Source organism: Flavobacterium aeripolare, assembly GCF_013294025.1.
Classification (GTDB): domain Bacteria; phylum Bacteroidota; class Bacteroidia; order Flavobacteriales; family Flavobacteriaceae; genus Flavobacterium.
The window spans coordinates 49,432-75,589 of record NZ_JABSNL010000005.1 but is presented as its reverse complement, the minus strand read 5'-3'; the positions used below and the strand labels follow the sequence as shown (position 1 = coordinate 75,589).

Below are 26,158 nucleotides of genomic sequence, written 5' to 3'. Positions count from 1 at the left end.
TATAATTATTTGCATTTTTTTTGAGCTTCTACTGCTCTGTCTAATCCCCAATTTGGAGCGAAAACTGTTTCTGGTTTAAAAGTAGCAAAAAGTGCAATGGCTTTGTCAATTTGTGCGCACATTGGTTTGGTATCTTTCCCCCAGAAAGAAGCGCTTCCAATTTCGAACTCTGCTTTTGAGAACACTACTCTTGGATTATTCGGTGCTAATGCTTCTGCTTTTGCATACAATCCCATTGTTGGTCCAGATAATTTTTGTCCGTTTGTCATTGGGTCATACACAATCCAAGCGGTATTAATCATGGCTTGCATCACATAAAGTTCGGCATTGTTCTGGTCTTTTGTCATTTCAAGATCCAGTGCATTTTGTGCTTTTAAAAGCAGTGCATTAATACTCTCCTTGTCTTTGATGCCAAAAGCTGCAGTTGTATTTACCAAAGCTACGTAATAATTGGGCAACCACTTGGTGGGTTCAGCAGCGGCGATTCTTTCGAATAAATCCGAAGCCTCGGTATTTTTTCCTTTTTTCCAAAGTCCGAAAGCTTTACCCATTCCTTGTTCGTATTGTCCTCCAGTTGGAACTTGTTGGCTTTGCGCTGAGATAAATGTAACGATACTTAATGCGATGGTGATGATAATTTTTTTCATGATTTCTATTTTTTATGATAATTGATTGTGTATTGATTTCTTATTCAAAAATAGGATTGTTTATTTCCGAATAAAATTTAAAGAAACCGAACTGTTGATTTTTGAGGATGAGTTGTTGTTTTTTTAAAGTAGCTGAGATGCTTAGTTTCTGAATTACTAAGATTTTGATTTGTGGTAGTAATAAAAACTCGTTGCAGATGAACCTCTATTAGATATTCTTTTTCAGATTGTAATGTTTTAGATACTTTAGTTATTCAATTGATTTTTTTGTAAATTTGATAAAAACATCCTCATGAGTACAGCCGAAATAAAACTAAAACTATTCCGAGAAATCGACACTTTGGATCAATCCAAATTGGAACAAGTTTATGGCTTGCTTTTTAATTTTCTAAATAAAGAAAATGACACCGAAGAATGGAATTCATTATCGCAAATGCAACAAAGTGGTTTATTAGAAGCCATTGAAGAATTGGATTCATCAGAAGGTATTGACCATCAATCCATCATGGACAAATTCAGAAAAAAGCATGCGTAGAACCATCAAATGGTCGTCTCTTGCAGAAGATGATTTTGCGAAAATTCTTGATTATTTAGAAATTCGATGGAATAAAAATGTGTGCACTCAATTTATCAATAAATTAGATTTCTGCATTGATTTAATTCGAAATAACCCAAAGTAATTTCCTTTTATAAATACAGAGTTCCAGATAAGAAAATGTGTGATAACTAAACAAAATACGCTTTATTATAGAGAGACTAATTCAAGGATAAAAGTTTTGCGACTTTACGATACAAGACAAAACCCAGATTCCCTACAATTGTAATTACCTGCTTTACAAATTCTTCAACTGATTGTCCTTTTTATCATTGCTAATGGTCCAAAAGAAACCGATAAAAAAGAAGCGATCTGCTGTGGGTGTGATGGCGCGTCTCGTATACGTACCTGTGAGATCAGGACTATTTGCATATTCGTATCCAAAAACATTTTGCGTCCCTAGAACATTTGAGGCAGAGAAATACAGAATTTTTTGCGGGCTAATTAAGTAGGCCCAATTAAAGCTGAGACTATTGTACGCTTTTGTATTCCCGTTCATGAACTGGGTTTCATTTAGATTATTGTACGGACGACCTGAACTAAACGAATTTGTAAAACCCACTTGTGAACGCCAGTCGGTGATAAAATATTTGGTAACCAATGACAAACTGTGGTTGGCAACAAAACCAGGCGTCACTTCAGAAGGAAAATTTTTGTAATCTCTTTGACTATCAATATAGGAATAGGAAAGCCAGTATTCTAGATTTCTCACGCTTTTCCCATCTCTCCAAAACAGATCCAGTCCCTTGGCATAACCTGATCCCAAATTGTTAAATACTGAATTGTATGCAATTGTTGGCGTATCGTATTTGACCAAATTGTTGTAGCTTTTGTAATAGGCTTCGGCACGTAATGTTTGTTTGTCCTTGCTGTATTGAAAATTAAGAATATAGTGTGAAGCTTTCTCACTTTCAAATTGATGGTATTTTGAATATTTAATATAATCCACACTTGGACTTTGCGTGAAATCTCCGTATGCCAATGAAAACTGGCTGTTTTTCGCCACTTTGTACGCCATTGAAATTCGTGGAGATAGTGATGTTTCATCAAGCAAATTATTATTTGATACTCGAAAACCGACTTTGGCTGCTATTTTTTTCGAAAACAAAATATCGGCTTCGGTGTAGGCTGCAGCAATATTTGAATTGTAGCCGTTTGTTTTTATTGAACCTAAATTGAGCGTGAAATTTTCATCGAATTTGGTAATGAAATAATCTGCTCCAAACGAAAGCGTAAAGGCATTTGAAAATCGTTTTTTAAGTTTCGTTTTAAAATGAGCTGCATTTTCATCGTTAGCCACTTTGTCCAAGTTTAGTCCTATTTGGTTTTTACTGTAGCCATAACTCAACCCGCTCACTATTTTCCATCCCGTTCCAAAATGGCCACTATAAGAACTATTGAAATAAAAGTTATTGTTATTCAAGCCGATTCTAATTTTATCTGGACCATTTATATTTTCCTGATTGATATCCATTCTCAAAGCATCGAATGCGCCATAGACTTTCAGAATTCCGTTATTGAAATTGTATCGGTAGACGGTTTCTCCCGATAAGGATTGAAAAGGACTGTTCCACTCTACGTTTTGCGGAATCACAGCTTGGTAGGGTGCTAAATTCACATAAGAGGTGTTGACACTTAAGGAACTTTTGCTCCATTTTTGAGTGTGTCCAACTCCTAGTCCAACCGTCATCACGGAAATCTCGGTTTTGTTTTGATCGGGGTTATCTTCTGTATTTAAAAGTAAAACACTGGACAGTGCTTCGCCATATTCGGCTGAATAACCACCGGTAGAAAATGCGATTCCGCTAAATAAAAAGGGAGAAAAACGTCCTCGTGTGGGTACGTTGACAATGGTCGCATTATAAGGTTGCGCCACTCTAATTCCGTCAACAAATGTTTGGGTTTCGTTGGCTTCACCACCTCGTACAAAAAGTCGGCCGTCCTCGCCTACGCTTTGGGTTCCCGGCAAAGTTTGCAGTGCAGCAATTATATTTCCAGCTGAACCAGCAGTAGTAACAATATCTAAAGGTTTTAGCATTGCAACCCTAGCTTTGTCTCCAGATTCCATTACTCCTGCAGAAATGACTACAGCATCTAATGTATTGGAGCTTTCTTTTAAAACGATTGTTTTGTCTTGATAATTAGCAATATCAATTGCTGTTTTGGAGGTTTCGTAAACTAGAAAACTAGCCACTAGAACTTGTTCCCCAGTTACTGTTGTGCTGAACGAAAATTGTCCTTTTGCATTAGAAGTAGCACCATCATATGTGCCATCGCTGTAAATGTTGGCACCCGCGATTGGATTTCCTTTTTTGTCGACTACTTTTCCTGAAAGGGTAGCTTGAGCAAAAAGAAAACTACTAAAAAATAAAATGATAGTTGTTGCGATTGATTTCATTTGGTTTGATTTTGATACTCCAAAAGTACTAGCACGCTAGAAGCAGAAAAATTTAAAGAAACCGAACTGTTGATTTTTGAGGATGAGTTGTTGCCGTTTTTGCAGGCGATAAAAAAAAATAAGTTGTTAGCACGCAGATTTTGCAGATTTGCGCTGATACAATTGTTGATTAGCTACTTTTTTGATTTGAGTACAGAACTGTTACAACTATAATTTTGGTTTATATTTGCAACTAAATACAATTATTTACCAAGGCGTTTTGCATGAGGGGTAGTAGCGGCATCCTTTTTTGGGGCTTTTTATGCCCCAAAAAAGATATAGCGGATAACCCGACCGTAGGGCATGCCCAAATATAAAAGTAAAGAATGAAGACAGAAAAAGATAAAATGATTGCGGGCGACTATTACAATGCGGGTGACGCAACCCTAGTTAAAGACCGCCGACGTGCCAAAAACTTGTTGCACCGATTGAATGTTACCGAATATCGTGTCACCAAAAAAGCACGCGAAATCATCAAGGAACTAATTCCAAATGCAGGTGCGAACTTATATATTGAGCCACCTTTTCACTGTGATTATGGGTACAACATTTCTTGTGGCGAGAATGTCTACTTCAACGTGAATTGCGTGGTGTTGGACTGTGCGCCGGTGGTTATTGGTTCGAATGTGTTTTTTGCGCCCAATGTGCAATTGTACACGGCTACACACCCACTCGAGGCCGAATTGCGTCGCACACTCGAAAGCGCCTTGCCCATAACCATTGGCGACGATTGCTGGATTGGTGGCAATACGGTGATTTGTCCCGGAATTACAATTGGAAAAGGATCGGTAATTGGTGCGGGATCTGTTGTAACGAAGGATATTCCTGAAAATTCATTGGCAGTGGGGAATCCTGCAAAAGTAATCAGGAAATTAAATCAAGAATAACATGCTCGCATTAAACAAAATACATCATATTGCAATTATTTGTTCGGACTATGAAAAGTCAAAACACTTCTATACGCACATTTTAGGGTTGACTATTATTCAGGAAATTTATCGAAAGGAGCGCGATTCATTCAAACTCGACTTGGCGCTCAATGGTGATTATGTGGTCGAATTATTTTCGTTCCCTAATCCGCCACAACGCTCTTCAAGGCCTGAGAGTTGTGGTTTGCGTCATTTGGCATTTGAGGTCGATTCGGTTGCTGTTTGCAGGGATGCGTTAATTATAGAAAGGATTATTTGCGAAACGATTCGGGTGGATGAATTTACAGGGAAACGCTTTTTCTTTATTGCTGATCCTGATGATTTGCCAATCGAGTTTTACGAGCGATAACGTTTTCTAAAACTATTGCAATCATAAAGCTTTCTTAAAATAGGGAATTAGCTTTTAGTATTGCAAGCTGTTTTACTTATAATGGTTAATTTTGCACTCCTTTTAAACCTTATTTGATCAAGGTTTGCAACACCACAATAAATGAAAACTTCCCGTTTTATAAAAGACAACATCAAATTAATTAAACTTCAAAAATTAATTATTGTATCGATACTGATAGGCTTTTTAGCAGCCTTTTTAGGAATAGCCCTTAAGAAATTAACAGAGCACTACGAGCAAATATTTTTCAATCAAGCAAGCCTTCATCCTATATTCATCTTTGTATTTCCAGTTTTTGGTTTAACAGTCATATATTTCATTAGACAAAATGTATTTAATAAAAAAATTAACAAAGGTATAAACGAAGTATTTGAGAGCACGGCTTCACCAACAAAAAACCTACCGAAGTCAAAAATTGCATCTCACTTCATAAACGGTTTATTGACTGTGATTTTTGGCGGTTCAACTGGTATTGAGGTTTCTACTGTTGTAGCCACAGCAACTATTGGGTCAGTAGCACAACAAAAACACAACTTTTTTAAAGAATATAAAACGGCACTAATTTCTGCGGGAATAGCTGCGGGAATTACGGCCTTATTTGGTAGTCCGTTTGCGGGTTTATTTTTTGTCTGTGAGGTAATTTCGAAAAAAATCACAAAGCCTTTTTTGCTGATCAATATTATTTCTGTAACGATCGCTTTTGGACTGGTTTATTTGATAGATGAGGAACCTACATTTGCTGTTTCAATCACTAAGTGGCATTACTACGCACTACCCTACTTTATTATGTTAGGTGTTATTTCAGGTGTGAACGCAGTTTACTTAACTAAATGCGTGTTGTTTTTCAAGAATAATCTAAATCATATAAAGAGTCATTATTATAAAATCGTGTTCGGTTCAGTAATTTTAAGCTGTTCGTTATTTTTCTTTCCGCAACTGTATGGAGAAGGGTACCACGCAATAAAAACTATTTTCACTGATCCTAATCACTTACAATTAACAAGCACCCTTATAATTTCGCTAATCGGTATCATCATTTTAAAACCTATAGTCACCTCTGCCACACTTTTTTCTGGAGGAGACGGTGGTGTATTTGCGCCTAGTTTATTTATTGGCGCTTTTCTGGGCTTGTTTATTGCGTTATTTTTAAATACTTACTTTCATGCAGCTATTATTCCTATGAATTTTATGGTATTAGGTATGGCAGCCTCATTAAGCGCAAGTATTCATGCTCCTATAACTGCTATTTTCTTGATTTGTGGTTTGACAAATGATTATACATTATTCTTTCCTTTAACGATCGTGAGCTTTACTGCTAAGTTTACGGCTGCTCGTATTTATCCCTATTCGGTTTATTCTTATGCAGCAAGTTTATCAAAATAAAATTTACCTTCATGCAAAAAATAAAAAGAAGCTATCGCAAGACAAAATATATCCTGTACAAGGAAACATTAGTCGATTTTAAAGAACACTTTTGGTCATTTGTAGGTTCGTTTTTAGGTATCGGCGTTCTAGCATATTTGCAATCTCAAACATTACCAGACTCTGATGTAATGTATTTAATAGGCTCTTTTGGTGCCTCTAGTGTTTTGATTTATGGTATAATCCAGAGTCCGCTAGCACAGCCGCGAAATTTAGTTGGTGGCCATGTGATTTCTGCCATTGTAGGAGTTACAATCGCTAAGTTAGTTCCTGATGTGATGTGGTTGGCTTCGGCACTAGCCGTTTCATTTGCTATTATACTAATGCAGATTACAAAAACATTACACCCGCCAGGAGGAGCAACTGCTCTGATTGCAGTAACAGGATCTGCTCATATTAAAGCTATGGGCTACTGGTATGTTGTATCACCGGTGCTAATAGGTGTCTTGATTTTATTATTTATCGCTATAGTAATAAATAATATGACTCCTAATCGCTATTACCCTAATCATAAGAGGTATCGAAAATTTCGAAAATTATTACACAAAAACACTAATGAAGATTAATACGTGTCAGACTAATTTTAGAAAATTGATAATACAAAAGCGCTTCACATGAGGTGCTTTATTTTTTATACTGAACAGCAGTCTATTATCCTTTTTAAAACTGGAACAATAAAAATCTTATTAACAAAAGCGGAAACTGTGGTCCAACAGCAAGATGATATTTAAAATTAAATTTTACCTTTGACCTTTCAATTAAAACAAAGATTATGGTTTACAAATTCAGAGTAATTCTAGATGCCGAGGAAGATATTTTTAGAGATATTGCAATACTTGATGATGATACTTTAGAGGATTTACACAATGCAATCTTCAATTCTTTTGGTTTTGATGGTATGGAAGTTGCCTCTTTTTATACTTGTGATGAGACTTGGAACCAAGAAGATGAGATTTCGCTTTTTGATACAGGAGATGTTCCAGGTGAACAAAAAATCATGAGTGATTATAAATTATCAGATATCTTAGACGATCAAAACACTAAAATCATCTATGTTTATGACTTCATCAACATGTGGACTTTTTTAGTTGAGCTAGCGGCTGTTGAAGAACAGGAAGCAAATGCTTTGTATCCTGAAACTTTATTTTCTCATGGTGAAATGCCAGACGAAGCAATGGAGAAAAACTTTGAAGCAGACAATGCAGATGATTATGCAAACGACTACGAAGATGGTTTAGACGAAGATGATCTAGACATGTTTGAAGGCGATGATAGCTTTGAGGATTACGGCTCTGAGGATTTGTGGAATTAGTTTTATTAAGTTGCTAAGTTACTCAGAATCTGAGTTGCTAAGTTTTCACATATTATGTTTCATTATTTTATAACTTATAAGTTCAAAACTTATAAATTAATTAAAATGAGCAATTTTAGAAAGCTTTTGGTGTGGCAAAAAGCCATGTCACTTACAACAAAGATTTATACTAGTACACAAAAGTTCCACAAAGAAGAAATATTTGGGTTAACGTCGCAGTTAAGGCGATGCACTATTTCAATTCCAAGTAATATCGCGGAAGGTATTGGAAGAGATAGTAACCCCGAATTAATTAGATTTATAAATATTTCCGTAGGTTCTCTTTTTGAGCTACAGACACAGCTTGAAATCGCTAAGAACATTTTATATTTAAATACCGAAGAATTTAACAACTTATATGAGGATAGTCGAGAAATAGAAAGAATGCTAATTGCGTTCCTTAAAAAATTGAAGGAAAACAAATAACATCTTAGAAACTTTCCGACTAAGTATCTCAGAAACTACAAAAAGATGATCAACCTATTCAACACACACATCGAGACGCTTTCTATTCACAGAGTAGGAAATAAAAGTCGCAACGAAGCTATTTTTTTATCAGAGCAGCCTTTTAGTCTAAATGATGAGATCGTGCCACTTATGAAAGAATTTTTTCTAAAACCATTTAGAGAAAAAGAGGAAAACTATTACCAGTTTGCTCATGAGGTAGATTTAGATTATAATGATATGTTCAAGTTTGCGACTGAAATCTTTGAGAAACCAGAAACGCTTCACGAAACTTCAAAAAAAATCACACAGCATTTATTTGAGCAATCAAATCATCCGCATATTAAAAATGGAGAGGTGTATGTTACTTATTTAACTAACGTTAATATTGACAACACTCCTGTTGATGCAATTGGGATTTTTAAAAGTGAATTACAAGCTGACTTCTTGCAGTTTGAAGAAAAAGGAACACACTTAGAGATGATCTTGCAACAAGGGGTAAACCTGAGTAAATTAGATAAAGGATGTATCATTTTTAATCATAAAAAAGAAGAAGGTTATAAAATATTAACTGTAGACAGCAACCGCTACGATGCCCGTTACTGGCTAGAGCATTTTCTATCTGTAGATGCCTTTGAAGATGAAAATTTCATCACCAAGAAATATCTAAAGTTCTGTCAAAATTTTGCTAAAGACGTAGTTTTTCCAGCAGAAGACAAAAAGGAAGAAGTGATGTTTATGAACCGTTCTGTAAATTATTTTGCTAAGAATGATCAGTTCGAAGAAACAAATTTCTTAAATGAAGTATTGGACAATCCTGACTTAATTCCGGAATTTAAGAACTACAAAACAGATAAAGGAGAAAAATACAGTATTGAAGATGTGACTTCGTTTCCTATTGCAAATGCAGCTGTTTCTGATGCTCGCAAATCAATCAAAAACGTGATCAATCTAGATACCAACATCCAAATAAAAATGGATTTTATCAACCCTGAAAGTGCTGAGAAATTTGTTGAAAAAGGTTGGGATGAAGAAAAGCAAATGTATTACTACTTAGTTTATTTCAATAAAGAACAAAAATCATAAGCGACAAAATTGCTTAACACAATATAAAGTCCTCAATCGCGATAGTGAATGGGGACTTCTTTTTTTTACAGCAAATTATTCTGTCCCAATGGGCTCTAGGCGATACTAAATTTGTAATTTTGCATACCTTTAAAATACCACAATGAATTATAATCTTTTCTCAGAAAGTCCCTTTAAAACTGAAATTTCTTTTCACAAGTTGATTGAATCTTTAGAAGAAATTGCTGTATCAGATATAGACTACCGTGCTATTTACGCCAAATCGCTATTACAAGAAATCTCGCATCTGCCGGAATTAAAATCAGGAATAAACGACTTGACTGTAATATATGAAAATGAAGAGCTAGTAAAGAACCTGTTATCTGACTTGTTCCCTACGTTACTCACGCACAACGAAATTAAAGCGGTTACTATTCCGTTTCAAAATTTGATGTTCAATTATTCTGAGCGTTTTAAGAAAATCCTTAAAAATGCAGGGGGCGCCTTTGATATCACCATTCGTGATTTTGATGCAGATCAATATTACATCATGAGTTGCATCTTGATATTGAATGTGCACTATAAACAACAGTTTGATATTACCAAGCCTTTGTTTTATGATATTCCAGACGAGAACGGAATCACCAAACATTACAGAATTTTATACAACGCTGACTTTATAGAAATTTTAAAAACAGCTAACGCTCCAGAACTTAACAACGAAGATATCGAACAACTAATCGATAATTATGGTGATATTGATTTGTGGAAATCAAAATTCCCTCATGAGAGTTGGATTTTAAAAGGTTTTGGTATCATTACTCTTTTTGACGCTACAACCGAAAGTGCAATTTCAAACCTAAAAAGTAATTTACTTTTAAAGGATGATAATCAGGAAAGAAGCAACCCAAAGTTTGAGAAAATATTTAGATCTATATTTAAATTAAATGATATAAGAGTTGGTCTAATAATGTACAATGAAGAAGAAGACAAATTCATTAGACCACCATACAATAACGACGATGTAAAGAGTTTTCTGCTAGCAGATCATGCTGAAATGACCTGCAGCAGTGCTTTTATGGATTGCTCTATCGCACATGTAGTTGACCAACAAAAAACACTTTCTATTTCGAATGTGGCTCATTTTGCACAAATAGCTGGAAATGAAAAATTAGGGGAGCATTTATTAAAACAAAATATTAGAAGTTGCATTTTTTCACCTGTAATTAAAAACGGAAAATTACTAGGGATAATAGAGGTCGTTTCTACTAATGCTAAAAGTTTGAACAGCATTAACGCAACTAACTTACAACTAGTACTTCCATTTGTCATAGATACTATAGAACGCTACAATGTTGATGTAGAAAACCAAATTGAAGCCGTTATTCAACGGGAGTATACTGCTATCCACTCCAGCGTTTATTGGAAATTTAAAAAAGAAGTAGAGAAATATTTAAAATCAAGCAATAAAAATAAAGATTACATTTTTAAGGAAATTGTTTTTAAAGATGTCTATCCGTTGTATGGACAAATTGATATTAAAGGATCATCTGAACACCGCAATGAGACGGTAAAAGAGGATTTAAAGAATCAATTAAATACATTGTTGAATATTATAGATCGATTGAATTCTATCAATAACGTACCATTGCTAGAGCAACTTAAATTTGAAATGCAGAGTTATTTTAATGAATTAAGTTTAGAATTAAAAGCAGATACAGAGCAGCAAATTCAAGCATACATACAGAAAGAGATTCATCCTATTTTAGGAAATGAGAAAATTGATGAAGACAATAAAGTATTGATAGCAAACTACTTTTCTGAACTTGATTCTAAAACAGCTTTGTTTTATCATTCGAGAAAAAACTTTGATGATGCTATGTCGATTATTAATAAAAAGATGGCATCGATATTAGATCACGAGCAAAAAGAGGCTCAAAAAATATTTCCACATTATTTTGAGCGCTTTAAAACGGATGGTGTAGAGCATAATCTATACATAGGAGCCTCTATTGCTCCCATGCAAACTTTTGACAGCATGTATTTGAGTAATTTAAGGTTATGGCAGTTGCAAACACTTTGCAAGATGGAATTAGAACATCATCGCTTGAAAGCAATCTTACCCTACGAACTAGATGTGACCTCGCTTATTCTAGTTTTTAGTTCGCCTATATCTGTTCGTTTTAGAATGGATGAAAAACGCTTTGATGTTGACGGAACCTATAATGCGCGCTATGAAGTAGTTAAAAAACGTATTGATAAAGCCAATATAAAAGGCACTACTGAACGCATCACTCAAAAGGAAAAAATCACCATTGTATATTCTAACGATTACGAGGAGAAAGAGTATTTAAAGTACATTAAATTTTTGCAATTTAAAAATATTTTAGAACCTACGATTGAGCAATTTGACGTTCAAGAATTACAAGGTGTATCTGGATTAAGAGCATTACGTATTAAAGTACACAACACTGATGTGCCAGATAAAGAGTATAGCTACGAGGACCTGCTAAATGAGATTAGTTAAGCGTGAATTGAATTAAAAGCGATTACAAAGGAAATCACAGAAACAATAATACCTATCATAAAGATATTATAGGTAATTCTTAATAAGCTGTACTTTTTTTCTAGTACTAATCCCAAGAAATACAAATCCTTAATCATGGAATTGTATAAGTACTTGTCGTCTTTCATCATCTCATTTACCGCCCACTCATACTCTTCTAATGGCATCTTGAAAAAATTACCAAAGAATAATAAATTGACTTTCTTGTCTTCGATATCTTGCCTAGTAAAAGTACCTGTTGTCACTTTAGGTCGCGTTGACAAAATAGCAAAGATGATTGATATCACACTAAACATCAACATAATGAACGTAGGCATAATCAGGTAACTATTATTTGGACTGTCTAATTTGGGAATAATCGAAGACAAAGCAATAGAGATAATTACGGCATTTACTGAAAGTAGAATGTTAGCTTTACTATCTGCGATACCACTCAAACGCGTGTGATTGCTTAATGTAATCCTAAAAAGCGTGTCTACTCCTCTACTCGTCTTTGATTTATTAGACTTTTTTTTCTTCTTTTTATTATCTTTAACAGCATCATTTGTTGGGACCACATTATCAGTAACGGTATTAATTTTTTCTTGAATCAATTTGATGTTTTTTTCTTTAATAGGTTGCCAATTTTCTAAGGCATACTGAGTGTAATATACGTGAAATTGAGAGATAATGTGTAGGTTTTCTTTTGCCCATTCTAAGTCAGAGTAAAATTTCTGATTTGTAATCTCCCACTCTTTTCGTAGCTTTTCACAAACTGTGAGATAATTTTCTTGGGCGAAATGGGAGTAATCAGCGTCTTTAATTATTTTCTCTAATTGCGTACGTGGACTACGATCATAAATGGTAGCTTCAATCACTTTCGCGACAGCGTCAATAAAGTTTTGATCCTTATTATTTTCGAATAAAAATCTAGAAACAATGGTAATACTAGATTGTTCATGATTAGCGCAGCCCATGGTATAACCGGTGTCATGGAACCAAGCTGCAACCAATAAAATCTCAGTATCAGATTCGTCCAAACCCTCTGCTTTTGCTAGTATTGTAGCGGCCTCAACCACTTTTAAAGTGTGGTTGAAATTATGGTAGGTAAATGAAATAGAAAGGCTATCTTTGAGTAATTTACCAACAAAATCTTTGGCTTGCGCGATAAGGGTCATAAACAAATTTTTATACTACTAAATTATGAAATTGTTTCCGGATAATACATTTATGAAAACTAAAATATTGTTATTTATTCCAATATCAATCTTGATGTTGCAAGCATGTGCGACTAAGCACGTGCAATATGGTAAAAACGTAGAAAATCCAGTTCCTACTAACGAGAAAGATACTGCAAAAATTGTACACCGTTTTTATTTAATTGGTGACGCTGGGAATGCAGATCAAGCTGAGCCTAAAAAATTTCTTGAACTGTTTCATGACAAGATTAAAACAGCCGATAAGAATACTACGTTGCTATTTCTAGGTGATAATATTTACCCAAAAGGAATGCCTGACAAAAGTGACAAAAAAAATCATGACATCGCAGAGAATAAATTACTTTCACAACTAGAACTTACTAAAGGTTTTAAAGGGAATACGATTTTTATCCCAGGTAACCATGACTGGTATAGTGGCATTAAAGGGCTTGAAAAAGAAGCTGATTTTATCACTGATTACTTGAAGAACAAAGAAGCTTTTTTACCTAAAAAAACTTGTGCAATCGATGATGTTAAAATTGATAGTCTAGTTACCTTAATCACCATCGACAGTCAATGGTTTCTAGAAGATTGGGATAAAATCCCTACTATAAATGACAATTGTGACATTAAAACACGTGAAGATTTTTTATCTGAATTAGAAAGTCTTTTAAGTAAAAACAAAGACAAAACAGTAGTTCTTGCCTTGCACCACCCATTAATGAGTAATGGAAGTCACGGTGGGCAATTCTCATTAAAACAACAATTGTTCCCACTAGAACAACCTATTCCTTTACCACTTATAGGATCTTTCATGAACTTGTTGCGTAAAACATCAGGAATTAGTCCGCAAGATATTCAAAATAAAAAATACCGTAACTTAAGTGATCGCATTCAAACCTTAGTAAAGGGTTTTGATAATGTCATTGTGGTTTCTGGACACGATCACAACTTGCAGTACATTGATAAAGACAATATCAAACAAATTATAAGTGGTGCTGGTTCTAAAACACAGGCTGCGAAGGCTGTTTACCCTAATGACTTTTCATATGGTAAAAATGGATTTGCTACTCTAGACTTATACGATAATGGTAAAGCTACTGTTGCTTACTCAGGAAAAGAGAATGACGAACTAACAGTTCTTTTTAAGAAAACGATCTTATTTCTAAAGACAAAATTAACATTAGATTATGCTAAAAGCTTTGCTGCAAATAAAGAAACGTCAGTCTATACAGCAGATATGGTTGATAAAAGCTGGCTGCATTCTTTGCTCTTTGGAAAACATTACAGAGAATATTATGGCCAACTTATAAATGCAAAAACGATTAGCTTAGATCAACTTTATGGTGGCGTACATCCTACCATTGCTGGTGGAGGACATCAATCGCGATCGCTACGCCTTGAGGATAACAATGGTAAAGAATATGTAATGCGAGCTGTAAAAAAGAGTGTTTCTCGCTTTTTACAAAGCGTAGCGTTCAAAGATCAATATGTTGAAGATCGTTTTAAAAACACTGTAGCTGAAGACTTTTTATACGACTTTTACACCACCGCACATCCTTATGCCCCGTTAGCTGTGGGTAATTTAGCAGAGAAGATTGGTATATCTCATACTAACCCTTTGTTATATTATATTCCAAAACAAAATCAACTAGGAGAATTTAATGCCGCTTTTGGTGACGAGTTATACCTAGTGGAAGAGCGTCCTTCTAAAGAACAAAAAAACCTTGCTATTTTTGGCGAAAAGCCAACAGATATTATTGGCACAAATGAGGTATTAGAAAATCTACGCAAGGACGAAAAATATGTAATCGATGAAGATGAATATATCAAAGCGCGCTTATTTGATATGCTTTTAGGAGATTGGGATCGCCACTATGATCAATGGAGATGGGGTGAATATAAAAAGGGAGATAAAGTTATTTATAGACCGATACCTAGAGATCGTGATCAAGTCTTTCCTAAATATGATGGTGCATTACTAGCTATATTAATGAATATTCCAGCTGTTCGCCATATGCAAACCTTTAAGAAAGACATACGTAGTGTAAAATGGTTAAATAGAGAAGCTTATACCTTAGATTTAGCTTTTTTAAAGACAGCCACAGAAAAAGACTGGATAAAACAAGCAGCATTTATTGAAAAGAATTTAACAGATCCAGATATAGATGGCGCGTTTGATAATTTACCAAAAGAGGTTCAAGACAAAACCATAGAGGGAATTAAGGAAAATTTAAAACTACGAAGAGAAAAACTAACTAAATATGCTAGTGAATACTTTGACGTGCTCCAAAAAAGAGTTCTGATTGTAGGTACTAACAAGAAAGATCGTTTTAAAATTGATCGCTCAGATAAAAATAAAATAACAGTAACTGTCTCTCGCTTGAAAAAAGATGGTGAGGAGTTACAGTACACCAATACTTATACTAGAAAACAAACTAAAAACATGTGGTTTTATGGGTTAGATGATGACGATGTATTTGACGTATCTGGAAAAGCTAATTCATCAATTAAATTGCGATTAATAGGTGGTCAAAATAATGACATCTACAATGTTAAAGATGGTAAAAAAGTACAGATAGTAGATTTTAAGTCTAAAGACAACACCTATGATGTTGATGCCAAAACAAAGAAATCTTTGACAGATAACTATGAAACAATACTCTACGATTATAGAAAACCTAAATACAATGTTTTTGGTGGGTTACCAACAATGGGATTCAATCCTGATGATGGCGTTAAGATAGGAATTGTTGCAAATTATACTGTAAATAAATTCAAACTTGATCCCTACACCAGAAAGCATACTTTTAAAGCAAATTACTACTTTGCAACAGCAGGGTTTGAATTGCTTTATAATTTAAGTGTTCCAAAAATGATCAAAGATTTTGATTTTGACTTAGCCGCACAAATAACGAGTCCCAACTTTGCAGTTAACTTTTTTGGGTACGGAAACAATACAATCAATGATGATGAAGCACAAGGTAAAGATTACAACAGAGTCAAGATAAGAATGATAAAAGCTGCTCCACAGATCACTAGATTAGGAAAAAATGGAAGCGTCTTAAATATCAAAACTGAATTTGAAAATTATGATGTTCAGCGTACAAACGATCGTTTTATTGGGATTGCAAATGCGGTGAATCCTAATGTATTTGAGAATCAATTATTTGCTGGAGCTAGCGTTAAATATAGTTTTGACAATGCTGATAGCGCGGCATTCCCCTTGATAGGAATGGGTTTTTCAATCACAGGAAGCTGGAAAATGAACTTAGAAGATACTAAGAGAAATTTTCCAACCATCGAATCTAAAATTAATTTTAATCACAAAATTGATGCAAACGGAAAATTAGTTTTAGCCACTTTACTAAAAGGAAAAGCAATTTTAAATAACAACTTTGAGTTTTATCAAGGAGCCACCTTAGGAGGCGATTATGACCTAAGAGGTTTTAGAAACGAACGCTTTTTAGGGAATCAGTCTTTCTTTCAAAGCACAGACTTAAGATGGAATATAGGCCAAATAAAACAAAGTGTAATACCTATGTCGTACGGAATTTTAGGAGGTTTTGATTATGGACGCGTGTGGTTAAATGGAGAAACTTCAGATAAATGGCACCAGTCTATTGGTGGCGGATTATGGCTAAACGGTTTAGACCTTATAACAGCCCGAATCGCATACTTTAAAAGTGCTGACGATCAAGGCCGTTTCACATTTGGTCTAGGGTTGGGATTCTAATTTGGCTTCCCTAAGATCTAAGCTATATAAATAGCCTCCAGTATTTTTATCTTTCTCATCTGCAATAAGTAATGAATTTTCATCCTTGAATATAATACTCTCCTTTTGAGAATTGTGTCCTAAACTGAAGATCTTAACTTTTCCAGATAGAAAATTATCTGCTTTAAAATTTTCAAATATAAAAACCCTTGTATGACTTAAGAGTGCTACTTTTGAGTCATTGGGGCTTATATCAGCACTAGTGATAGCGGCGGTATCAAATGTTTTGCCGGCTTTAAAACTACCTAATAATTTCGCTTTAAAATTCCCTTCTTTATTAGGAACTCTATACAAATAGGTGGTTCCGTCAAAATTCTTGCTTCGGTTCTTAGTAAACAAGTAAAAGTTGTTTTTATATTCAAAGAAACTCTCTACATCATATAGTAAGTCATTCTTACTCGGTGGAAAATTCTTTTGTTCTGGATAGTAGAATTTCACCGTATACTCTGGCTTAAAATGCTCTCGAGACAGTTTATCTTTGCTCAACTTATAGATACACAAATCTTTTCTATCATTGTTGTTATTCCCAAAATCTCCAATGTATAGATTTCCTTCTTTGTCCTTTGTTAAATCTTCCCAGTCTACGTTTTTTGTTCCTGAGATCGTGATTTCTTTACTTATTTTTCCGCGACTATCTAAACCATAGATTTTATTAGCATTACCGCTGTCTTCAAGTGTCCATAACGTTTTTGTATCATTACTATACGTAATTCCAGAAACCTCCTTTAAACTCTTAGGAAACTTGTAAACTGTCTTAATTTTCTTAGTATCCTGCTGGCAGGCAAGTAACAAAATAGAACTGCTAATCATGTAAATATAACTCTTCATAACTGGTGTAATCAATTGTAATTTGAGCAGGATTAAAAACCTGGTTTAAATAAATTTGTATTCTTATAATTACGCGTAACAAATCTAAATGCAGCACTTAGCACATTCCCCATTTTCTTAGCATTCTTGAAATTTAGATCATTTGTATAGCGATATAGATCCATTTTTAACTGCGTAATGTGTTCTTCGGGAGCGATGTTATCCTGTCCTAAGATTTTTAGAATACGTTTAATTCTAGTCTCTGCAGATAAAATTCTCTTAGCTAGAACCGCTCTTTCTTCGTTCTTATATTGTTCTATCGAACTTTCTTGTAATTTCTCCTTGACTAAACGTACCATAGGATAGTTTTCCTTGAAAAACTGCGGACGGTAAACCTTGAAATTCCCCTCATAGCACTGCTGGTCAAAATCAATAGGTCTAATTTTGTACACTACCTGATCAAAATCGTGAATAGGTACGATAACATAATTATAGGCACGCATATCCCCTAGCAGTCTAATCATGCAGCGCTCATTAAACTTAACAAACTCTTTAGCTATTTGGGATTTCTCTGTTTCTGTACATTTTTTCAGTAAGGTATCCATGAAAACGTCACCAGGAATACCTATAATATGCTCCTCAATTAATGTATCTTCATATACTAAAAAGTTAATTTTATCTGGAGATAAAATATGCTCTAACTCTAAGCCGTAAATACGAGAAGCATCAGCTTTTTTAATATAAAAATGAACGTAATTATCATTTAAAATATTTCTTACTTTTATTCGAAAGGGCTTCGAATTCCCAAAAGTGCAATAATCTATTGCATCCACATTTAGGAATTTTAAAATATCTGAATTTCCATCAGAATGAAGTAATGAATAGATTTTTTTCAAATTTAAATCTATCTCATTGCGCTCAAATTCATTATAAAAAACACGTGCCCACAGCGTATCATTATCCTCTTTATCATAAACATTTATCGCACCAGAAAAGCGCAAGAGATCATCATAGCATATTGAAACCTTAGAGATTCGGTCAAAACGCTCTAGGTATTCAAACAAAGCTTTATTTATAGGGTACGACGGTTTCTTGAATTGAATAAAAGTATCTTCCATATATGAATTCTTTTTACAAATTTACATTAAATAATAACAAGCAGAAATCAAAAAAAACGCTAATATTGTATAACTAATTCCAACTTCTATAAACTAATAGTTACCAGTTTTTTAGCTGCTGTTAATTTCAACTTTACTTAAGATAAGATTTTAATAGCAAAATAAAAAATTTGCAGCCGTAATTAAGAATAAATTAGTACAAATAAATCTCGTAATAACTCCTAACCACCTACGGTTGAAAGAGATAAGAAATTATGTGGTTTATACTATTTTATAGCACCCCAAAACGACCTATCAATGAATGACACACAAGATATTTATTTAAAAGCAGCAAAATCTGCTAAGATTGGAATATGGCAAATAGATTTAAAAGATAATAAAATCTATTGGGACACAGTAGTGAGGCAAATACTCGAAGTAAAAGATGATTACATTCCTGTTTTAGGAGATGGACTGCGCTTTTATACTGAAGGGCAAAGTCGCGATCGCATACAAAACTATCTTGCAGCTGCATTAAATGACGGAATTTCATTCAACGATAAATTTGAAATATTCACCGAAAGAAATAATTTAAAACATATAGAATGTGTTTGCGAAATCGAATTTGTAAACGGTCTCGCAAGCAAGCTAGTGGGAACTTTTCAAGATATAACAAAGGAGCAGAATCTAATTTTGGAACTTAAAAACAGTGTGGAGAAATTCTCATCTGTTTTTTCAAGTGCAAATGACGCTATCGTAATTATCGATTCAGAAACGGGATTGATTGGAGACTGTAACAATCGTTTCCACGAACTCACACACTACAACAAAGCAGAATTGCTAGACATGCACTACGCCGATCTTTTCCCTTTCGATAAAAAGAAAGAAGTACGCGTGTTCTATAAAAATCAATTGCGAAAAGACAGCTATTCAGTCACAGAAACCTGTATTGTAAATAAATTGAATGAGCGAATCCCTATAGAAATAGCTTCAGGAAAAAAATTCAATGTGCTTTCTAAAACGTATTTAGTCTGTTTTTTTAGAGACATTAGCGAAAGAAAAAAAGCAAACGAAAATATCACAATGCTATCTCTTGTAGCAGAGGAAACAACAGACGCTATTGTGATTACAAATCCTAATGGAGAAATTTTGTGGATCAATAAAGCCTTTTCAAAATTGACTGGTTATTCTTTGATCGAACTTGAAGGTAAAAAACCGGGGCATATGCTTTCAGGTCCTAAGACTAATCCTGATAAAACAAACCTCATCAGAGCTGCCATTAAAAACAGAAAAAATGTAAAGGTTAGTTTGCTAAACTACGATAAACATCTCAAGGAATATTGGTTTGAGTTGAACATTACGCCCCTATTTGACAGCACCGGAGAATGCATTAAATTTGTGGGTGTTGGCCGCGATATTACCGAAAGAAAAGAGCGCGAACTCGAGATGAAAAGTTTATTAGAATTTACTAATCAACAGAACAATAAGCTTTACAATTTTACTCATATCGTCTCGCACAATATTAGATCGCACACCAGCAATCTCTCGATGATATTAGATGTTATGGAACATACAGATGACATTACTGAGAAGTTATCTTATGCCGATTACCTCAAAGATAGCACACTAAAACTAGCAGAAACGATCGAATATCTCAATGACATTATTACAATTCAACGCAATGTAAATATCGAGCGCACGGGTGTCAATATCAAAACTGAGATTGAGAAAATCATTAAATCATTGAGCCAAACAATAGTGGCAAGCCGTATTGAGATAACAAACTTGATCCCTGATAACCTGATTATTGATGTAATTCCTGCTTATTTAGACAGCATATTACTCAACTTGATCACTAATGCCATTAAATATCAATCAACTGATAGACCACCTAAACTAGAAATAGGTTATGAGCTTAGAAAGAACAACACCATATTAACCTTTAAAGACAATGGCTTAGGGATCAACATGGAAAAATATGGTCACAAAATATTTGGTATGTACAAAACTTTTCACGGTAATGATGACGCTAGAGGAATAGGTTTATTTATGTCTAAAAACCAACTCGAGGCGATGAACGGAAAAATCAGTGTCGATAGTCAAGAAGGTGTTGGATCTACATTTAAAATATATTTCGCAGAATAAAAGGAACAAAAAAATCCGAATTACGTTTAATGGTAATTCGGATTTTATATTTATAATAGTAATTAAAACAATATCACTTGTCCATCATCATCTAGCTGCACATCACTATCGTCGTCGCCATCAATTTTTGTACGCTCTGGTTTTACTTCTACAGGAACCTCATAAGGTAATGGCTCTAGCATATTCACCTGCTTCAGTTTATCAGTAGTTAATTGATTCCCTAATGCTTTAAAACCTTTTACTGCAATAAAATCTTCAACATCAATGGTGATACTTTCTTTCTGAACGCCTTTAATTTTTGGGAAAATCAATTCGGCCACAGGTCTGTAATCTGTTGATACGATCTCTAATTGTGAGTTAGCATGCTCAGTAATAAAAATCTCTTCCTTGTTTTCGGTTTCCACCAAAAAGCGTTTTAGGTAATACCGTTCTTTCTCTCCATCAAAGTATATAGCTGAAATAGGTTTTTTAGGCACCCATTTTTCTAATACAATCATGTCTGTTTCAAAATGCGTCGTTAACTCTGGAATGACAACCTTTAATTTTCCAGACTGCTGAATAATTAAAATCTTGTCACTTGGTCTAAACTCACCTAATAAATCCCCTCTACCGTCAACGTTCAATCTACGCACGGTATCATCATACCATACCTTTCTTGGCAATAATGTAGAGATTCCTTTTTCTTTTATTTCAATTTTCTTAATTGGATATTTACTCGCTAGATTTCCTTTTGACCCTCTACCTTTAATAGCTAGTTTAGCAAAATCAATATCAAATTTCAACTTTTTAATACTGCTCACTTGTCTCAAAATCACGGTAATTACCTCCGCTTCTCCGTTAGGATTACAGGTAAAGTACAGTATTTGTGATCCTTTTGTACCATTAGTTAAATCATACAATTTATCTCTAGTAACACCAGATACATTAAAGCGCTTAATGTACGATGGACCTGACTTACCGTCTCTATAAATCACGTTATATATGGTACGTTTATCACTTTTGTCAAAAATAGCAATGTGTATAATGTCTTTACCCACGAAGGTTTTAGCATCTACTTTAGTAATCATCATGCTACCATCACGCAAGAATACTATCACATCATCAATATCAGAACAATCGGTAACATACTCGTCTTTCTTCAAGCTCGTTCCTACAAAACCTTCTTCTCTATTTACATACAGTTTGGTGTTTCTCAGTATCACTTTAGTAGCTTCGATATCGTCAAAAATGCGAAGCTCTGTTTGACGCTCACGACCCTTACCGTATTTTTCTTTTAGCCTAACAAAATAAGCAATAGCAAAATCAATTAAGTGCTCTAAGTCATGCTTAACTTGCTCGATGCTACCTTCAAGCGCCTCGATTTTATCTTGTGCTTTATTGCTATCAAATTTAGAAATACGCATGATTCGGATATCCAATAATCTCAAGATATCTTCTTCGTTTACCGCGCGTTTCAAATGTTTGATATGGGGTTTCAATCCGTCATCAACTGCCTTAATTACATCTTCTCTCGTAGTTTTTTCTTCAATATCACGATAGATTTTGTTTTCGATAAAAATTCTTTCTAAAGACAAGAAATGCCACTGCTCTTCAAGCTCTGCTAATTGAATTTCGAGTTCGCTTTTTAACAATTGCACCGTTCTATTTGTCGAAATTTTCAACATATGAGATACCCCTACAAATAATGGTTTGTTATCTTCAATCACACAACCTAATGGCGCCACCGAAGTTTCGCAAGCAGTAAACGCAAACAAGGCATCAATGGTCTTATCAGGAGAAACACCAGGATATAAGTGAATTAATATCTCGACATTTGCCGCTGTGTTATCCTCAATTTTCTTGATTTTGATTTTCCCCTTATCGTTTGCTTTCAAAATACTATCAATAAGTGTCGTAGTATTTGTCGAAAAAGGAATTTGAGTAATCACCAATGTGTTTTTATCGAGCTGCGCAATCTTAGCACGCACACGCACACGACCGCCACGCATTCCATCATTATAATTAGACACATCAGCAATACCTTGTGTCATAAAATCAGGATAGATTGTAAAAGGTTTTCCTTTTAATATTTTAACCGAAGCATCGATCAATTCATTAAAATTGTGTGGCAATACTTTGGTCGAAAGACCTACAGCAATTCCCTCCGCCCCTTGCGCTAACAATAGCGGAAATTTTACCGGTAAGTTATTCGGTTCTGCACGACGACCATCGTACGACATTCCCCAATCTGTAATTTTAGGTGAATACAAGACCTCCAAGGCAAACTTAGACAAACGTGCTTCAATGTAACGCGATGCTGCTGCAGAATCACCCGTAAGGATATTCCCCCAGTTCCCTTGACAGTCAATCAATAACTCTTTTTGACCTATTTGCACCATAGCGTCACCAATACTCGCATCCCCGTGAGGGTGATACTGCATGGTGTGCCCAACAACATTGGCTACTTTATTGTAACGACCGTCATCCAACTCTTTTAGCGAGTGCATGATTCGGCGTTGAACGGGTTTAAAACCGTCTTCAATAGCAGGAACGGCACGTTCCAAAATAACATACGAGGCATAGTCTAGGAACCAATCCTTATACATACCTGTTACCTTAGTAATCGTCTCTGCTCCGTCTTCGTTATTATCGTAAAAATGTCCTCCTTCATTCGAAGATGGTATTTCTTCAACTGATTCCTCTTCTTGATTTTCGTCCGCAGATTGCTCTTCGGCGTTGTTTGCGTCGTCTGAGTTAGGGATGCTATTTTCTTCTTCTTCGTCTTTCATATAGTGATTACGAAATTAATTTTATTAAATCTTCTTCATGTAGTAAATCGGTTTTGTATTTACTAGTGAAGGTGTGTTGCTATTCCTAAAACCTAAATATCTTAAAATAGACTCTATCAAATTCCGCAGACACTGTCTGCGGAATTTGATTATACAAAATCGTCGACAGTGATGACGAATTTGAATATGTTTTATAGAACTTTCTTATTTGTTCTAAATTTCTCATTGAAAAACCCTTCCCAAATTCTTTTGTCAAATCTTCCGAGAGTCCTTTCAATAATTGCTTACCATACTCAGCTCTTTCTTTTCCATTTTGCTCTTCTTCAACAATCATTCTACCTATTTCAAAATAAGTATAGGTCATCGTTGCGTTTACCGTACGTAAAACCTGCTGGCGTGCATTTTGCAAAAGCGCGACTACCTGAGAAAATAAAACTTTATTTTGAAGACTTTTTGACACTTGTATTTATTCGCAAAAGGTTATTACTCTACTCCTTATCTACCACGTCCAGTTCTACCTTCAAGTTCTTAATAATAAATTCTTGACGGTCTGGCGTATTTTTACCCATATAAAAAGAAAGTAACTGCTCTACTGAGGTGTTTTTATCCATCATCACAGGATCTAATCGTATATCTTCCCCAATAAAAAACTGAAATTCATCTGGCGAAATCTCTCCTAATCCCTTAAATCGAGTGATCTCTGGTTTTGGTTTCAATTTCTCTATCGCCTCTTTACGCTCCTCATCTGAGTAGCAGTAAATCGTTTCTTTTTTATTTCGAACCCTAAACAGTGGTGTTTGCAAAATGTACAAATGTCCTTCCTTGATCAATTCTGGAAAAAACTGCAAGAAGAAGGTTATTAATAATAATCGAATGTGCATTCCATCGACATCGGCATCTGTTGCAATTACAATGTTGTTGTAACGCAGGTTTTCCATATCGTCCTCGATATCTAGCGCCGCTTGCAACAAGTTGAATTCCTCGTTTTCATACACAATTTTCTTACTCATACCGTACGAGTTCAAAGGCTTACCACGCAAACTAAATACCGCTTGTGTATTCACATCACGCGATTTAGTAATCGATCCCGAAGCCGAGTCTCCCTCAGTAATAAACAAGGTGCTTTCTAGATAACGGGCATTCTTGATATCAGGTAAATGCACGCGGCAATCGCGCAGTTTTTTATTGTGTAAGTTGGATTTCTTAGCACGATCTTTTGCTAGTTTTCTAATACCTGAAAGCTCTTTACGCTCTCTTTCTGCCTGCAAAATTTTTCGCAAAAGCAAGTCGGCCGTTTCAGGATTTTTATGTAAGTAATTGTCTAATTTATTTTTAACAAAGTCATTTACAAATGTTCGTACCGAAGGCATTCCCTCTTCAGAACCCATATCAGTAGATCCTAATTTGGTTTTTGTTTGTGACTCAAACACAGGCTCCATTACCTTCACACTCACTGCACTCACAATAGATTTCCTAATGTCAGATGGATCAAAGTTTTTATTATAAAACTCTCTGATTGTTTTTACAACCGCTTCTCTAAATGCTACTAAGTGTGTTCCCCCTTGAGTGGTGTTTTGTCCGTTTACAAACGAGTGGTATTCCTCACTATATTGTGATTTACTGTGTGTAATAGCTACCTCGATATCATCCCCTTTTAAGTGAATAATTGGGTAGACCATATCCTCTTCGGCAATGTTTTCATCTAATAAATCTCTCAATCCATTATCCGAAAAGTATTTCTCACCGTTGTAAATTATCGTTAATCCAGCATTTAAGTAACAGTAATTTTTAAGCATTTTTACCACATACTCATTTCTGAACTTGTAATTCTTAAAAATCGCTTCATCTGGAATAAAAGTAACCTTTGTCCCTTTACGCTTTGTGGTATCAATAACATCCTCTTCTAGAACAAGGTTACCTGCTGAGAACTCTGCCGCTTTCTGTTTTTCGTCCCTAACAGATTCTACTCTAAAATAGTTAGACAGCGCATTCACTGCCTTTGTTCCTACACCGTTCAAACCAACTGATTTCTTAAATGCCAGCGAGTCATATTTACCCCCTGTATTCATTTTAGAAACCACATCAATCACCTTCCCTAGTGGAATCCCACGACCATAATCGCGCACCGCAACAGTTTTATCCTTAATGGAAACCTCAATCGTCTTACCGGCACCCATAACAAACTCATCGATACAGTTATCGAGCACCTCTTTTAATAAAATATAGATACCATCATCAGCAGAAGAACCATCACCCAGTTTCCCAATATACATACCAGGACGCATACGGATGTGTTCTTTCCAGTCGAGTGACCGAATATTATCTTCGGTATATTGATTTTGATCAGACATTGCGGGGATTTAACGATTTTGTGCTAATATAAGCTATCTCAATATAATTTAAAAGACCAACGTCCAAAATTATTAAGAATTAAATTTACATCAAAATTCCATCCTATATTCTACGCCCATTTTATTAAAAAAGCACGACTAATTTGATCTTAAGGACCAGAAAGTACGCTACCTTAAAGAACCAGCAGTCCCG

Annotated in this window: 20 protein-coding genes; 12 read left to right on the top strand and 8 right to left on the bottom strand. The window is 34.9% G+C overall.

The genetic code is table 11. The features are described 5' to 3' along the window. Positions 1–5: 5 nt before the first annotated feature. On the bottom strand, positions 6–647 hold the full coding sequence (locus HNQ00_RS07495; protein WP_173837711.1) for a hypothetical protein: 642 nt from the start codon (positions 645–647) through the stop codon (positions 6–8). 292 nt (positions 648–939) lie between these two features. On the opposite strand from HNQ00_RS07495, the gene HNQ00_RS07490 reads away from it, so the two are divergent. Both HNQ00_RS07490 and HNQ00_RS16395 read left to right on the top strand, forming a co-directional pair. Further along, positions 940–1,182 carry a hypothetical protein gene (locus HNQ00_RS07490; RefSeq protein WP_173837710.1) on the top strand — a complete coding sequence of 81 codons (243 nt, stop codon included), beginning with the start codon at positions 940–942 and terminating at the stop codon, positions 1,180–1,182. Further along, on the top strand, positions 1,175–1,327 hold the full coding sequence (locus HNQ00_RS16395; RefSeq protein WP_173837709.1) for a type II toxin-antitoxin system RelE/ParE family toxin: 153 nt from the start codon (positions 1,175–1,177) through the stop codon (positions 1,325–1,327). Before HNQ00_RS07490 ends, HNQ00_RS16395 begins: the two co-directional genes overlap by 8 nt. Positions 1,328–1,480: 153 nt before the next feature. On the opposite strand, the gene HNQ00_RS07480 is transcribed toward HNQ00_RS16395, so the two are convergent. Further along, on the bottom strand, positions 1,481–3,640 hold the full coding sequence (locus HNQ00_RS07480) for a TonB-dependent receptor (protein WP_173837708.1): 2,160 nt from the start codon (positions 3,638–3,640) through the stop codon (positions 1,481–1,483). A 365-nt stretch (positions 3,641–4,005) separates the two neighbouring features. Between HNQ00_RS07480 and HNQ00_RS07475 the strand changes: the two genes are divergently transcribed. The 8 genes from HNQ00_RS07475 to HNQ00_RS07440 all read left to right on the top strand — a co-directional run bounded on the left by HNQ00_RS07475 (position 4,006) and on the right by HNQ00_RS07440 (position 11,805). Next, the gene (locus HNQ00_RS07475) at positions 4,006–4,566 is read left to right on the top strand and encodes a sugar O-acetyltransferase (protein ID WP_173837707.1); all 561 of its coding nucleotides are present in this window, start codon (positions 4,006–4,008) and stop codon (positions 4,564–4,566) included. 1 nt (position 4,567) lies between these two features. Next, the gene (gene gloA2, locus HNQ00_RS07470) at positions 4,568–4,957 is read left to right on the top strand and encodes an SMU1112c/YaeR family gloxylase I-like metalloprotein (protein WP_173837706.1); all 390 of its coding nucleotides are present in this window, start codon (positions 4,568–4,570) and stop codon (positions 4,955–4,957) included. Between the two features lie 141 nt (positions 4,958–5,098). After that, positions 5,099–6,379, top strand: coding sequence for a chloride channel protein (locus tag HNQ00_RS07465; RefSeq protein ID WP_173837705.1), 1,281 nt, complete (start codon positions 5,099–5,101; stop codon positions 6,377–6,379). An 11-nt stretch (positions 6,380–6,390) separates the two neighbouring features. Continuing rightward, the gene (locus HNQ00_RS07460; protein ID WP_173837704.1) at positions 6,391–6,984 is read left to right on the top strand and encodes an HPP family protein; all 594 of its coding nucleotides are present in this window, start codon (positions 6,391–6,393) and stop codon (positions 6,982–6,984) included. Positions 6,985–7,190: 206 nt separating this feature from the next. Then, a complete protein-coding gene (locus tag HNQ00_RS07455; protein WP_173837703.1) occupies positions 7,191–7,730 on the top strand; it encodes an IS1096 element passenger TnpR family protein in 540 nt (179 codons plus the stop codon). A 105-nt stretch (positions 7,731–7,835) separates the two neighbouring features. Continuing rightward, entirely contained in the window at positions 7,836–8,195 is a 360-nt protein-coding gene (locus HNQ00_RS07450) for a four helix bundle protein (RefSeq protein WP_173837702.1), read from the top strand. A gap of 45 nt (positions 8,196–8,240) precedes the next feature. Next, positions 8,241–9,299, top strand: a complete 1,059-nt coding sequence (locus HNQ00_RS07445; RefSeq protein WP_173837701.1) for a nucleoid-associated protein — start codon at positions 8,241–8,243, stop codon at positions 9,297–9,299. Between the two features lie 142 nt (positions 9,300–9,441). After that, complete coding sequence (locus HNQ00_RS07440; RefSeq protein ID WP_173837700.1) at positions 9,442–11,805, top strand: GAF domain-containing protein; 2,364 nt, start codon at positions 9,442–9,444, stop codon at positions 11,803–11,805. Here the strand turns inward: HNQ00_RS07440 and HNQ00_RS07435 are convergent. Next, the gene (locus HNQ00_RS07435; RefSeq protein ID WP_173837699.1) at positions 11,802–13,001 is read right to left on the bottom strand and encodes a Pycsar system effector family protein; all 1,200 of its coding nucleotides are present in this window, start codon (positions 12,999–13,001) and stop codon (positions 11,802–11,804) included. The genes HNQ00_RS07440 and HNQ00_RS07435 overlap by 4 nt on opposite strands. Positions 13,002–13,053: 52 nt before the next feature. Between HNQ00_RS07435 and HNQ00_RS07430 the strand changes: the two genes are divergently transcribed. After that, positions 13,054–16,758, top strand: a complete 3,705-nt coding sequence (locus tag HNQ00_RS07430; protein WP_371738973.1) for a metallophosphoesterase — start codon at positions 13,054–13,056, stop codon at positions 16,756–16,758. Here the strand turns inward: HNQ00_RS07430 and HNQ00_RS07425 are convergent. Then, complete coding sequence (locus HNQ00_RS07425; protein WP_173837697.1) at positions 16,741–17,625, bottom strand: SdiA-regulated domain-containing protein; 885 nt, start codon at positions 17,623–17,625, stop codon at positions 16,741–16,743. The genes HNQ00_RS07430 and HNQ00_RS07425 overlap by 18 nt on opposite strands. 32 nt (positions 17,626–17,657) lie before the next feature. Further along, positions 17,658–18,722 (bottom strand): hypothetical protein, encoded by a 1,065-nt coding sequence (locus HNQ00_RS07420; protein WP_173837696.1) that lies wholly within the window; start codon positions 18,720–18,722, stop codon positions 17,658–17,660. Between the two features lie 297 nt (positions 18,723–19,019). Here HNQ00_RS07420 and HNQ00_RS07415 point away from each other — a divergent pair, with 297 nt between their 5' ends. Continuing rightward, positions 19,020–20,846, top strand: coding sequence for a PAS domain-containing sensor histidine kinase (locus tag HNQ00_RS07415; protein ID WP_173837695.1), 1,827 nt, complete (start codon positions 19,020–19,022; stop codon positions 20,844–20,846). Positions 20,847–20,908: 62 nt separating this feature from the next. Here HNQ00_RS07415 and HNQ00_RS07410 read toward each other — a convergent pair whose 3' ends face one another. The 3 genes from HNQ00_RS07410 to HNQ00_RS07400 all read right to left on the bottom strand — a co-directional run bounded on the left by HNQ00_RS07410 (position 20,909) and on the right by HNQ00_RS07400 (position 25,965). Further along, positions 20,909–23,614: a DNA gyrase/topoisomerase IV subunit A gene (locus HNQ00_RS07410; protein WP_173837694.1), complete on the bottom strand. Its 2,706-nt coding sequence runs from the start codon at positions 23,612–23,614 to the stop codon at positions 20,909–20,911. Positions 23,615–23,699: 85 nt separating this feature from the next. Continuing rightward, on the bottom strand, positions 23,700–24,074 hold the full coding sequence (locus HNQ00_RS07405) for a DUF1016 N-terminal domain-containing protein (RefSeq protein ID WP_173837693.1): 375 nt from the start codon (positions 24,072–24,074) through the stop codon (positions 23,700–23,702). Between the two features lie 28 nt (positions 24,075–24,102). Beyond that, positions 24,103–25,965: a DNA topoisomerase IV subunit B gene (locus tag HNQ00_RS07400; RefSeq protein WP_173837692.1), complete on the bottom strand. Its 1,863-nt coding sequence runs from the start codon at positions 25,963–25,965 to the stop codon at positions 24,103–24,105. Positions 25,966–26,158: the final 193 nt, after the last annotated feature.